8 protein-coding genes are annotated in these 12,957 nt (G+C 67.4%); 2 read left to right on the plus strand and 6 right to left on the minus strand.

The features are described from left to right. Nucleotides 1-228 precede the first annotated feature (228 nt). On the minus strand, nucleotides 229-999 hold the full coding sequence (locus tag ACPDIX_RS08325; RefSeq protein ID WP_423431322.1) for a PEP-CTERM sorting domain-containing protein: 771 nt from the start codon (nucleotides 997-999) through the stop codon (nucleotides 229-231). A 58-nt stretch (nucleotides 1,000-1,057) separates the two neighbouring features. Next, nucleotides 1,058-4,348: an immunoglobulin domain-containing protein gene (locus tag ACPDIX_RS08330; protein ID WP_423431323.1), complete on the minus strand. Its 3,291-nt coding sequence runs from the start codon at nucleotides 4,346-4,348 to the stop codon at nucleotides 1,058-1,060. A gap of 343 nt (nucleotides 4,349-4,691) precedes the next feature. Here ACPDIX_RS08330 and ACPDIX_RS08335 point away from each other — a divergent pair, with 343 nt between their 5' ends. After that, nucleotides 4,692-5,399, plus strand: coding sequence for a sulfite exporter TauE/SafE family protein (locus ACPDIX_RS08335; protein WP_423431324.1), 708 nt, complete (start codon nucleotides 4,692-4,694; stop codon nucleotides 5,397-5,399). A gap of 48 nt (nucleotides 5,400-5,447) precedes the next feature. On the opposite strand, the gene ACPDIX_RS08340 is transcribed toward ACPDIX_RS08335, so the two are convergent. From ACPDIX_RS08340 to ACPDIX_RS08355, 4 genes are all read right to left on the minus strand, one after another. Then, nucleotides 5,448-6,596, minus strand: a complete 1,149-nt coding sequence (locus ACPDIX_RS08340; protein WP_423431325.1) for a L,D-transpeptidase family protein — start codon at nucleotides 6,594-6,596, stop codon at nucleotides 5,448-5,450. A gap of 111 nt (nucleotides 6,597-6,707) precedes the next feature. Further along, nucleotides 6,708-7,427 carry an AAA family ATPase gene (locus ACPDIX_RS08345; protein ID WP_423431326.1) on the minus strand — a complete coding sequence of 240 codons (720 nt, stop codon included), beginning with the start codon at nucleotides 7,425-7,427 and terminating at the stop codon, nucleotides 6,708-6,710. Nucleotides 7,428-7,814: 387 nt separating this feature from the next. Further along, nucleotides 7,815-8,582 (minus strand): adenylate kinase, encoded by a 768-nt coding sequence (locus tag ACPDIX_RS08350; RefSeq protein WP_423431327.1) that lies wholly within the window; start codon nucleotides 8,580-8,582, stop codon nucleotides 7,815-7,817. Between the two features lie 206 nt (nucleotides 8,583-8,788). Beyond that, nucleotides 8,789-10,288 (minus strand): S8 family peptidase, encoded by a 1,500-nt coding sequence (locus ACPDIX_RS08355; RefSeq protein ID WP_423431328.1) that lies wholly within the window; start codon nucleotides 10,286-10,288, stop codon nucleotides 8,789-8,791. 459 nt (nucleotides 10,289-10,747) lie between these two features. On the opposite strand from ACPDIX_RS08355, the gene ACPDIX_RS08360 reads away from it, so the two are divergent. Then, nucleotides 10,748-12,957 (plus strand): FG-GAP-like repeat-containing protein (locus ACPDIX_RS08360; RefSeq protein WP_423431329.1); only part of this gene is annotated, 2,210 nt, incomplete at its 3' end.

Genomic DNA, 12,957 nt, shown 5'->3' on the forward strand with positions numbered 1-12,957 from the left:
CCATCCCTTCCCGGACCGGCGCCGCCCGACCGCACGGACCGACAGCGGCGCCCCGCGAAGAGCACCCGAATCCAAGCCATCAGACCTGTCCGGTGGGGCCTGAAGCGGGCTGGTTGCAACGAACCACACGGCGGAAGATCGAAACAAAAGGGCCGTCCGACGCGGGCGTCCGTCGAGGGGCGCCGGACCGGACGGCCCTTCCCGGAGATTCAATGATTGCCGGATGGCTCAGGCAATCCGACGCGCCCGGATCAGACCCAACAGGGCCAGGCCGGTCAGCAGCAGCGCACCGCTGGTGGGCTCCGGCACCACCGTCAGACTGAACGACTGGATCACGCCGCCGGGGTTGTCCGTGGCATTGCGATCCCGGCTGAAGCCGATGCCGCCGATGGCGGTCTTGGCCGCATCCGGTACGTTTACCGTCTGGCGGCTGGTGCCGTTCAGGAGGAACTCGGCCGTCCAGGTGTCAGCGGTGGTGTCGAGGACGATCTTGATCTCGACCGGCTGCGCCGGATCGACAAGGTCACCGTTGAAGTTGGCCAACCCACCGCTGGTGTTCGGGCCGGTGAAGGCCTGCTGGTCGTTCTGGGTGGGGTTGTTCCGCGTCAGCGCCCACAAATACGCACCATTGTTCGAGTGCCGGACATTGAAGCTGGTGGCCGTCCAATCCCCGCCCGGCGGCGTCGCCGGCATGAACCCGAACGCGATCCAGTTGGGCTGGTTGTTCAGGATGGTGGCCGTGGCGGTGTAGATCAGCCCGCTCTGCGGCGTGAAAGGCAACCACGCAGCCTGACCGTTGGCCGAACCGGCCACCAGGGTCTGGACCACCCCGTTGTCGAGGAAGACCGACCCCGCCTGCCAGGCCACCCCGCTGACGGTCTCCGGCGTGCCGTTCAGCGGGCCGCCGGAACCGTTGAACTGGTGGTTGTAGATGGTGAGTTGGGCCGGGGCTGTCGCCAGCCCCGCGCCGAGCACCGCAAGTGCGAGTTGTATTCTCATGGTTTTGCCTGTTTCCGACTTCCCATGCCCTGAAGTTCCGCACGCTCCACCGATTGCGTCAAGGCAACCGCAACCGGTAAAACATCACAGGTTGACCCGCCATAACCGGTACGGCGATCCGGAACGTCCCGTCCGGTTCCACCGACCCGGTCGCCACCGGCGTCCACTCGTTCACAGGCCGGGTCACGTCCGGACTCGCCAACACGGTGAAAGTGGATCCCGCGGGTGCACCTGACCCGCTCAGGAAGAACTGACTGCCTTCCCAGCGCACCGTGCCGATCACCGGCTCCGGCGTCTTACCGGGCACCACCCGGAGCGTCCCGTCGGTCAGCAGGGTGGTCGTGTCCCACTGGAGACCCGGACCCGGCACGGCAGGCTCGATCCCCGTCCATGCACCGGCCGCGCTGGCGCTCGAGAAGAGGGCCAGCGCGTCACCGGCCGCCAGGGGTTCGCCCTGCAGGACCAGGCGCAGGGAACCGGCGTGCTGAAGATGCCCCGACACCACCAGCCGGGTCGCGCTCACCACACCGTTGGTCTTGCCCACGAGGAGCTCGATCGTTCCCGCGTTGGTCAAATTGCCGCTGACGGAAATCGTTCCCGCCCCGGACAACGTTTGATGCGGGGCGATCGTGAAGGCGGCATCGGAACGGCCACTGGCGTCGAGCGTCGCCCCGGGACCAAGCCAGAGCGAAACCGTGTTGGGCAGGGCGGCCTGGCCGAGCAGGACCAATCGGCCGGCCTCGACACGCGTGGGCCCGCTGTACGGTTGGGCGGCGGTGAAGGTCAGACTGGCGTCGGCCGTGGCCCGAAGGGTGAGGCCCACGGTGCGCGTCCCGCCGGCGGTGCTGTCGGCAATCTGCCCGTCGAAGACCCACGAACGGCCCGTGGCCACGGTGAGAACTGAATCGCGGTTGGTGCTGCTGTTGGCAATCAAGCGTACACCCGAGGTCTCGTTGCTCAGACCGCTGACGGTTTGATTGAACCCGGCCAGGTCGAACACCCCGTTCCCCAGCCGCAGATAGGCGTGCGGATGAAGGGCGTCGTCGTTGCCGATGGCCAGCCGGCCGCCCACGACCAGGACATATTCGTAGGTGCTGGCGTTGCCGTCACCGGCCACGGTCCAGACGCCGCCGTCGGTCTTGGCCAACGCCCCCCGGGGCAGATTCACCACGCTGCGCAGCAGGCCCTCCCCGCTGCCGCGCATGGCGAATTGATAGGTGAAGTCCGGTCCCTCCACCGCACCGTCCACTTCCAACCACGCACCCGCTTCCTGCGAAAGGAAGATCGTGTTGTTCCCCTCCAGGTGCAGGCGTGCATGGACGGTATTCGACCCGGCCTCGGCCCAGATGCTCGAACGCCAGTCGTAGGTGGAAATGCCGTCCGACCAGTTCATGGACGCGAGCCGAACCGTCACGTTGGAACCGACCACCGCGCCGCCGGTCAGGCCGAGGATGCTCCCCAGCAGGGGGCCGAACGGTCGCACCATCACCTGCGTGACCGCACCGAGCGCGGCCGGCCCGAAAACCAGTGTCCCGCGATCAATGATCACCCGCGCATCCGCCGCCAGTCCGTTGGTGCCCAACAAGCGCACCGTGCCGGTGTTGCTGTTGATCAACGTGCCCGCACCGTGGACCGGCCCCGGCACGTCCAACGTCCCGGTCCGGTTGAACACCAGGGTGGCCCGGTTCGTGATCGGCCCGGCAGGCAGGCTCCCGCGACTGCTCATGCCCGCTCCGACCTGCAACACGCCGTCGCGGATCTCGGTCACTCCCTCGCCCAGATGATCCACGTCGAGCGTCAGGGTGCCGCTCCCTTCCTTGATGATGTGCGTCCGGTTCACCAGCGCGGCCCCGCTGATCGTGGTCAGCTGGTATTCCCCGACCGTGTTCACACGGATCTCGCTGGGATTGACCGGGGCTTCCACATACGCCACCGGCGCGTACAACCCCGCGTCGTTGAACACCACGCGGTCCCCGCCCGCAAAGGCCGTGTCCGCCCGGTTGTCCTGGTTGGAATCCCAGTTCACGTCGGTGAAGTTCCAGTTCCAGCTCGCCAGCGGCGTCCACACGAGGGTGTTCGGATTCCGGACCGTGACGCTCACCGGATCGCTGTACACCACGCCCGCGGCGTTCGACACCGCCAGACGGTAGGTGCCCGCGTCATCCGGCGTGGCCACGGCCACGCTGTACACCTCCCGGGTGGCGCCGGCGATCGGCTGTCCGTCGCGTTCCCACTGGTAGAAAAGCGGCGGCTGACCCGCGGCAGCCGCGGAGAGTTTGAAGGATTGGCCCACGGCGACCGTTTGCGGTTCGGGCTGCGTCACCACCACCGGCAGGGGCGGGGCGAACATCATGCCGTTGGCCGGACGGGCGATGCTGCTGATGCGGACCTCGTCAATCAGCCCCACAAAGTTGTTCTGGGACGGGTTGCGCCCGATGTTGCCCACCACAAAATCCGTCGGCGCCACCGGCAGGTCGTTGATCATCGTCCAGGTGCCGATCAAACTGGCTTCCGTCCGGTCCGGATCCATCCGCGTCCAGTAAAACCGCAGGTTGTCGGGCATGCCTTCGCTGCCGTTGTAGGTCACCGCCACGTGATACCACCGGCCCTGCTGGATGGCGTCCGGTCCGTCCGTGGGAATGGGCACCGTGATGTTTTCGATGGGCGAGACCGCCTGATGCACGTTGATGAACTCGAGGTAGATGTACGGGTTGTTGTTGATGACCCCGATGGGAACGATGCGGAACTGGAAGATCCGGCCGCCGTTGGCCTCGTCCTCGCCCGTGACGATCTGCATCGGGGCGCCCCGGCCGTTGCCGCCGTTGGCCACGGGACCGTAGTTCAGGTTGGGATCAAAGTCTATCCGGACCAGCGCCTCGATGGTGAATGCCCCCGTGGTCGGGTCCGCATACGTAACCGTCACGTTGTCCCCGCTGCCGTTGACCAGCGTGCGCGGAGCGGCGTAGGCGTCCCGGTCCGTCCCGGCCGTCGCGTCCGGTCCGCCGTCATACGTGGAGAGCGATCCACCGAACCCGGGATAGGAAACATTGGTCAAGACCGCCCCGCCTCCCAGGACCGTCAGTTCCAGACCGCCGGCGACCGCGTTGGTCATGGGCGGGGCCGATTCGTCAAAGTGCCAGAGCTGAAGCGTGTGCGCATCCGGCACGTACGGCCCCACGATCATGGCCTGCACCGCTGCCGCGCTGCCCAGAATGAGAGCCGCCAGGCCGGCAGCCGTCACCATGCGCCCGGCAGGCCGGCGGACTCGCAGGGGCGCAGGGCAGACCCCTCCTGTCGCGGCAGGTCGCGTCCGCGTGTCAGGATGGATTCGATCGGGCTTCGTCTCCATGGCTCAACCTTCTCCCTTTTAGCAGAAACCGCCGCGCTGCGCCCATCCCCCGATCGGGGGATGCCTCGAGCCGTGCCGTCACCGGCGGTCCGGAGCTGCTGAGGGGGACGATCCCATCCCCCTGGCCAGGCCGGAAATGAACCTTCGGCGCGCATGAAACCAGTCCGGCGCGGCCCCCCGATGGGCAGGGCCGCACCACGACCCTGCCTCCCCCAGCCCGGACAGGACCGGTGCGCCCCGTGCTTGCCCGGTGGGTTTACCCGCCCCTAGAGTGGAAAACGCACAGGGACCGGCCGGGCAGGCAGCAAGATCCGTCACCAGCCGGTCCCGTGCCACGCGCACCATGGAAAGTGGGGTTCACTGGTCTCTCTGGATTTCCGGAACCGCCCTCGGACTGGCGGGCAGCCTGCATTGCGCGGGGATGTGCGGGCCCTTGATGCTGGCGCTACCCCGGACCGGTCAGTCCCGTGCCGCCTGGCTCTTCGGCCGGCTCCTGTATCATCTGGGCCGCGTCAGCACGTATGCCGGCATCGGCGTGGCCGTGGGGCTGTTGGGCCGCAGTTTGTCCTGGGTGGGCATCCAGCGGTGGGTTTCTCTGGGGATCGGCCTCCTGCTGCTGGGCGGGTTGCTCTGGAAGCGCCTGTGGCACAGTCCATTCGGCTCCTGGACCCTCCCGGCCTGGTTGAGCCACGGCATGCGCGACTTGTTGCGTGAACGATCTCTTGCCGCGCTTTACGGTCTCGGGCTGCTCAACGGTTTTCTGCCCTGCGGCCTGGTCTACGTGGCCGCCGGCGCCGCCACGGCTTCCGGCAGCCTGGTGCATGCGCTGCAGTTCATGATCGCTTTCGGTCTCGGGACGGTCCCCCTGACGTTGGCCCTCACGTTGGCGCCGGGGATCCTGCCGGCCTCCATCCGCCTTCGCACCCAGCGTGGGATCCCCTGGGCGGTGGCAGTCGTGGGCCTCCTGTTGGTCTTGCGCGGTCTGGCCTTGGGCATCCCGTACCTGAGCCCGTCCGTCGGCAACGCCGCGCAACCTGCCTGCTGCCATTGAACCCGGTGCACCGTCCCGGGCCGGGCGGCTCTCCAAGGCCCCGGACCCTCACGGTTCCACGTCCACGGGCGTCCCCACCCGCACCAGCCGCAGCAGATACAGCGCATCCCAGTTGGTCAGCCGGAAACAGCCGCGGGATTCCGGGCGGCCCACCCGTTCGGGCCACGGCGTGCCGTGGATCCCATAGCCGGGCCGGTCGAGCCCGATCCAGGCCAGGCCGACAGGATTGTTGGGACCGGGCGGCAGGATGAGTTTGCGCCCCGGTTCCTGCGACTCGGGCGCGTCGGGAAAGATCTCCGGATTGAACGTGTAGTTGGGCCGTTCCACCACCACCGAAACATGGAGCCGCCCCACCGGACGTTTCTCGACGTTCCGCGCCACACTGCAGGGGAAATGGGCCAGTAAACGGCCGTCTTCATCGTACGCCCTCAGCCAGCGCGCGCCGAGCCGGATCTGCAGGCGCGCCGCGCGCGCCCGGGGCGGCGGATACTCCGCGTCCGGCACCCGGATCGTCTGTCCCGGCGGCAGATCGTCCCAGTCCAGCCCCGGGTTCAACCGCTGCAACAACCGCGGCGACACGTGGTGACGCTCGGCCAGCCGCTCCAGCAACGTCTCATGTTCCAGGGCTTCCTGAACCGATTTGCCCCACCAGCTCCGGTGCAGCGGTTGCAGCCCCTGCCGGTCGGCCTCCGTCACCGTGTAAACCTTCAACGCGGGACGCTCCACCAGCAAAAACGGCCGGGTGGATTCGTCCCAGGCACCCGTCACCGGCAACCCGGCCTCCTCCTGAAACGCTTCCAGCGCCCTGCTGGTGGACGGACCCCACGCACCGTCCAGCGAACCCGGCGACAAAACCCGACGCGCGAGCGCCACCTGCACCTCCAGCAAGTCGGCCGCAGGCCGCGGATAGGTCGCCTCTCCAGCCGCACGGCCGGGTTCCGTCCGCCCTCCGCGCAAACCCGGCGAGGCGGAAACGGGCGCGGCTGCCGGCGGCTGACCTCGAGAGTCGGCACGAGGTTCGGGCACCAGAGGGCGGGTGGATCGGGCCCCGGGCGTGGAGACGGCCTCCCGTCCGGGCCGGACCTTCAGCTTCCTGTCCGGTTGCGACTGCCCGATTTCCGGCCACCACGAACGCGGAAACCACCGCCCGACCGCCACGGCCAGGACCAACAAACCCACGCCGCAAGCGATCGCCACACCCCCGCGCCGTTTTCGCCGCGGGGGACCACCCGACCGCGATCGCGCACCCGACTTGCGCCGCCGTCTCCGGCTCACGCGCAGCACCAATGGCCGACCTCCGGTCGTCGGTCAAGCGCCACCCGAAGCCGGCCCGGCCCGCAACGCCTGCACGATCACCGCCACCGCCGCCTCGCAACTCAGTCTGCCCGTGTTCAACACCAGATGGTAGAGCAGGGGATCGGCAATGTCGGCCCCGTAATAGCGCTTCCAATACCGGGCCCGACCCCGGTCCTCCCGCCGCACCACCTCCTCCGCCTCTTTCCGGCTCAGTTTGCGGTCGGCTTGCACGCGTTCCACCCGCACCTCGAAGGGCGCCACCAACCGCACGTGCAGGACGTGCGGCAGCCGCGCCGTGACCACCGCAGCCGCACGCCCGATCAGGATCACATGCCCCAGCATCGCCAGCCGCAGGATCGTCTCCGCAGTCTCCTGCACCACCGTCCAGGAATCCGGTCGCAACCCGAACAGATCGTCCAGAATGTCGTCCAACTGTGACGACGTGTCCTCCGGAAGGTGTTCGGCCAACCGCGCCGGCAAATGATGATCCTCCAACACCTGCTCGATCAGATTCCGATCAAACACCGTCCACGGAGGACTGCCCTTTGGAGAGAGCGCCTGGAGACACTCGGCCAAACGCACCGCAATGGCGTGACCGCCCGCGCCGGTCTCCCGCGAGATCGTGACCGCCGTCTTCGTTAGGGGAATCTGGGAACGGACCGGCCGCCGGTTGCTGTCCCACTGCCAGTTGAGAAAGGCCATGCACTGTTCGAGTGTCAGTTGCTTGCTCATAAGTCTCGTTCAAAGTCGGATGGGTTTGGTTCAGGTGCCAGCCGGCCGAGGCAATTTACTCCCTCTTCCCGCGCCCGGCCAGTGCCCCTCTATCGGACCGCAAGCCCTGCTCCTGCCGGGGCCGTCAAACGCATGAAGATCACCCGCCGCGCACCGCGGGTCTGTGTCGCCATTGGAAGGCCTCAACTGCCCCATCGGGGCCGGGGATGACGGGCGCGCCCTGTTGCCGCTCTCTTTCCGCCGCGGGCGGCCAACCGGCGGCCTGCGGCGGCGCGTGCGGTCCGGAACCGGAGCCGGAGCGACGCCCGCCCGGGCGGGCCTTCCGTGCCCGGTCTGCGCGCGGGGCAGATCGGCGGATGCGAAAAAACGTGCCAGCCTTCCGGTCACTCAGCCGCGGCGGGTCGCGCCTGCGGCATTCTGTTCGAGCAACCGGAGACTGCGCTCGAAGACCTCCTCGGGCGTGCCTTCTGCCGGAACAGTCACCAGCAACCCGCGCTCCCGGTAATACTCGATCAGCGGCGCCGTGCTGCGCTGATACACTTCCATGCGGACGCGAATCGCCTCCGGCCGGTCATCGGGCCGTTGAACCAGCCTGCCCCCGCAATGGTCGCACACGCCCTCCCGTTTGGGGGGCAGGGTCTCGACGTGATAGGCCGCCTGACACTGCGCGCACATGCGCCGTCCACTCAGCCGCTGCACCACCACTTCCAGCGGCAGTTCGTAGTCCAGCACGGCGTCCAGCGCCAGACCCTCGCCCGACAGCAGATTGTCCAGCGCTTCGGCCTGCGGCACGGTGCGCGGGTAACCGTCCAGCAGGAACCCGCACGGAAGCCGCAGGCACGCCTTCCGCTCCTCCACCAGTCGGATCACCAGCTCGTCCGGAACCAGCTCGCCCCGGCGCATGTACCCCAGCGCCTCCTCCATCGCCGCACTCCGCTGCTCCGGCGGCAGGTTGCCCGCCGCACGAAAGATGTCGCCCGTGGACAGGTGCACCGCGCCCAGTCGTTCGGAAAGCAGTTCCGCTTGTGTGCCCTTGCCCACACCGGGCGCGCCCAACAACACCAGTCGCCAGGCCCGATCCGAAGCCGGAGGAGCGAAAGGTTCGGTGCAGGTTCCCCCTCGAATCCAGGCTGAGATGATCCGTTTTTGACCCATTGTATTTTTCCCCTTTCTAATGCTGCCGGCCCCGTCCGACAGCCTGGCTTAGTGCAAACCGAACCCCGGCCGCGGTCAAGCGGGAATCGCCGTCGTGGCCCGCCCGCGGGTACGGTGTGCAGAGGGCGGCACCTGCGGGGAAGCGGGTCGGCCGGGCTTTGCCGGGGATTGCTCCGGGCAGATCGTGCGTACGGAACGGGCGCTCCTCAGGGCGCGGGCACCGCCCGGTAAAAACGGATCGGGCGTTGTCCGGCCTCAGGGTCCTGCCAGCTCCATCCTTCCGAAGTGGGCGTCGCCCGGATCAGCCATTCCCACTGCACCAAATCCGGCGAACCCCACACGTCATAGGCATGCCCGGGCTGGCCCTGCAACCGCAGCACCGGCGGCATACCGGGCTCCATGGCAAGCCCCGGGAGATCCACCACCCTGCGCAGATTCAGTCGGCCCCCGGTTCGACACCGTCCCTGATACGCAGACCTGACATCCACCGCCGCCAGGATCCGGCTCACGATCTCCTCCGGACCCGCCCCGGGGAAACGTGCCATCGTCAGGGCCACGGCTCCGCTCACCACCGCCGTCGCCATCGACGTGCCACTCAAGGTGGCATAACCCGAGTCGCTCCCGTTGGAAGTGGAATACAACGCCGCACCCGGCGCATAGAGATGAACCGACACGGGTCCGTAGGCGGACTGCCCGTAGGCCGTCTCCGATCGCGTGGAGGCCGCCACCGTCAGCTGGTTCGGTAGCCGCAGAGATGCTGGCCAGGCAGGGAAGGTGTCGATGTTGAGGCCGTTGTTGCCTGCTGCCGCCACCACCACCGCGCCCTGCTGTCCCGCCTGCCACAGCACATTGGAAAAAGCCAGCGAATTGGTGGAACTGGTCCAACTGATGTTCAACACCCGCGCCCCGTTGGTCAGGGCGTACTCGACGCCGATCACCGCGTCGCTGAAATACCCGTTGCCCGCGGCGTCCAGGACCTTCACCGCCATCAACCGAACCCGCCATGCCACGCCGCACACCCCGCGCTGATTGTTCCCCACGGCGCCGATCAGCCCGGCCACGTGCGTTCCGTGCCCGTTGTCGTCCCACGGATCGTTGCTCCCGGTGACCAGGTTCAGACCGTTCGAGCCCGTGCGCGGATCGCGCCAGAGATTCTCTCTCAGATCCTCGTGCGTCCATCGGACCCCGCTGTCCAAAATGGCCACGATCACGTTCGTGGCTTCACGCACCACGTCCCAGGCTTCCGGCGCGTCCACATCGGCATCGGGGACGCCCCCGTTCTGCCCGTAGTTGTTCAGGTGCCACTGCGCCCCGTTTTGGAAAAAAGGATCGTTGGGAAGCGACGCGGCCGCGTGGATCGGTGCATCGAACTCCACCAGACGAACCGCCCCGCTGCCCCGGTACTGCTCCAGCATCGCCTCCGCGTCCGCGCCCTCCGGCAGCTCCACGATCTCCCACCCGCCAAAGGCGGGCATCGCGTGAATCCGACGCACCTTCAACAGGCGGTGCAGATCCTCCAGTTCCGTCTCCCGTCCGGGTTCCGGCATCAACAGAAGCCGCGGCCCGCGTCCATGACCCGGCACGACCGCCGACACTTGACCCTCCGCGGGGGACGGGCTGCTCACCAACACCAGGAGCACCCCGAAACACCACCAGCGGAAGCGGCGTCCCCACGCCGCGCGCCGGAGCCAAAGGAGCCCTCTCATGACAGGCATCTTAAGCATGACCGATACACCAAGGCCAGTCGCGAACATGTGGGCGCTCGAAGGTGGGGAGCACGGGCACCCTTCCCCGGCGGGCTTCGGGTCGGATACGGACATGGGGATCAGTAACATCCCCGATGGCATCAGGATCGCAAGGCGCGTAGACTGACGGCGTGATTGCAGAGGCAAACTGCAGAGGCGAACTCCAACCCGGCGCGGCCACGGTTGACATACATGCCACCGGGTCGTAGCCTGTAGCCTGTGATTCCCGTTGACACCCTTGCCATGGAGCCTTGTCAAACCCGGGGCTGCGGCGGTGCCGCCCTGCCCGCAGGATGGCCGACAGCCCGCCTGCGGATGCCCTGCCTTTTCCGGACCCTTCATGGATGTTGGTGCGGGGTTTTCGCATTTCTCTGCCTGCTCGCCTGGCCCGTCCCACGCGCCCGGGCAGGTGTCGAAACCTTGGATTTCATCGAGGCCGTGCCGGGAACCGGTTGGTACGTGGCCGCCGGCACCAACACGTTCGACGGTACGGGCAGCGCCAATGCCGATGACTGGACATTCAACGCCGAGAGTGGCGACCGGCTCAGCGTCCGCATCGAAGCGGCCCTCGGCGCCGCGCGGCCACGGTTGCGCCTGTTGGATCCTTCGGGCCAGACGATCGCTTCCGTCAACGGCGACACCTCCGGCGTGGCCGAGTTCAGGAACGTTCCCCTGCCTGCGCCCGGGGGGTACCGGGTGCGCGTGTACACCGACAACCAGGTGTCGGACTACGCGGTTCGGGCCGACCTGAGTCGCGGTCCCACTCTGGAATCCGAGCCCAACGACGACACCAACAATGCCGTGCGTTTGTCGGCGGTTTTCCTGGCCGGCTCCTTCCAACTTCGTGGCATCGGGGCCCTGCCGGCGGAGGATGCCGCGGGCGATTGGTTCCACCTCGGCACCCTCCAGGCGGGTAACACCGTGTCGGCCGAGCTTCAACTGGGTCCCTGGAGCACGCTCCAAACCGGCGATGCCTCGATGGTTCTGTATCGGCTGGGGGAGATCAACCCGGTGGCCACCCTCACCACCAGCACCAACTTCACGGTGAGCGAGCCGGGAGATTACCTCGCCCGGGTTTTTGCCCCCACCAACCGCGGTTTGCTCGCCCGTTACTACCTCGCCGTCACGATTACGGATGCCGCCGCGCCCACCGTCACCGCGGCCGCACTGCCGGAAGAAGGTGGCTCGACCACCGACCTGATTCACGGTTTCACCGTCACCTTTTCCGAGCCGCTCCGGCCCTCCACCGCCACCAATGCCGCCGCCTACTCGCTGCGGCAGGCCGGTCCCGACAATGTGTTCAACACCGCCGATGACCTGGTCTACCCGCTCACGATCTCCTACCCCGGCGCCAACACGGTCACCGTCTCCCTCAACGACGGCCCCCTGCAGTGGGGTGCCACGCGTTTCTCCATCGCCTCCACCGTCATGGATCGCGCAGGCAACCCGCTTGCCCCGGCATTCCTCCGCCAGTTCACCGTCCAGCCACTGGATCCGTTCCGGATCGAGAACCGTTCGAACGACACGATCTGGACCGGAACGTCTTTGGCACCGCAGGGCAGCCCGCAACCCGACGGTTCCTTCGGGCCCGTGGGTGACCTGGCGGTGTCGGGACGTCCCTACGCACTGGTCGCGGTCCCGTTGGACGGGGACGCAGACCTCGACCTGGTCGTGGCGCGATTCGATGCGGATCGGGTGACCTTGTTGCTCGGAGACGGCACGGGCGGGTTTCAGATCGGACCCGAGGTGCCGGTCGGGGATGGACCTGCCGCGCTGGCGGCCGGCGATCTGAATGAAGACGGCGCCACGGACGTGGTCGTGGCAAACTATTACGGCCACAACGTGAGCGTCTTGTTGGGGGATGGCACCGGGAATTTGGTGCCGCGGACGAACCTCGCCACGGGGAACAATCCACGTTCGGTGGCCCTGGAGGATCTGAACCACGACGGCCACCTGGACCTGGTGGCCGGCAACAGTGGCAGCGGCAACGTAACCGTCCGATTGGGTCTCGGCGACGGCAATTTCGGTCAGGCGATTTCCATCCCCGCAGGAGCGGGAGTCTGGGGAATGGCCCTGGGCGATTTGAATGCCGATGGCCATCTCGATCTGGTCACGGCCAATGCCTCGGTGGGCACGGTGGGCGTCGCCCTGGGGCGGGGGGACGGCACCTTCGAGGATCCCACGTTCCATGCCGGCTGGAACAATCCACGACAGGTCGCCGTGGCCGATCTGACCGGAGATGGCGTGTTGGACGTGATCGTGTTGGCCAGCGGCGCCAATGAGGTCGGGCTGCTGGCCGGGACCGGGGATGGGAATCTGGTGGAGACCGGACGATTTGGCAGCGGCGGGACCGACGGGTACGATTTGCTCTTGGGCGATGTCAATGGCGATGGCCGCGAGGATGTCCTGGTGGCCGGATATGGAAACCAGCGCGTAGCGGTGCTGCTGAACAATGGCGCCGGCGGTCTGGAGGGTGCGGCCACTTACGTAACGGGCAGTGGACCCGTCGGTTTGGCGTTGGGAGATTGGAACGGTGACGGGCGCATCGGCTGGGTGTCGGCCAATTCCCGGGATAACACCATCAGCGTCTGGGACGGGCTGGGCACCGAAGCCTTGGCAGAGGATCCCCC

This window comes from Limisphaera sp. 4302-co (genome assembly GCF_049537155.1).
GTDB lineage: Bacteria > Verrucomicrobiota > Verrucomicrobiia > Limisphaerales > Limisphaeraceae > Limisphaera.

What these genes read in the sequence shown, in the direction of transcription:
- ACPDIX_RS08325 (WP_423431322.1), bottom strand. Translation starts at nt 999, where the DNA reads ATGAGAATACAACTCGCACTTGCGGTGCTCGGCGCGGGGCTGGCGACA.
- ACPDIX_RS08355 (WP_423431328.1), bottom strand. Translation starts at nt 10,288, where the DNA reads ATGAGAGGGCTCCTTTGGCTCCGGCGCGCGGCGTGGGGACGCCGCTTC.
- ACPDIX_RS08330 (WP_423431323.1), bottom strand. Translation starts at nt 4,348, where the DNA reads ATGGAGACGAAGCCCGATCGAATCCATCCTGACACGCGGACGCGACCT.
- ACPDIX_RS08345 (WP_423431326.1), bottom strand. Translation starts at nt 7,427, where the DNA reads ATGAGCAAGCAACTGACACTCGAACAGTGCATGGCCTTTCTCAACTGG.
- ACPDIX_RS08350 (WP_423431327.1), bottom strand. Translation starts at nt 8,582, where the DNA reads ATGGGTCAAAAACGGATCATCTCAGCCTGGATTCGAGGGGGAACCTGC.
- ACPDIX_RS08335 (WP_423431324.1), top strand. Translation starts at nt 4,692, where the DNA reads ATGGAAAGTGGGGTTCACTGGTCTCTCTGGATTTCCGGAACCGCCCTC.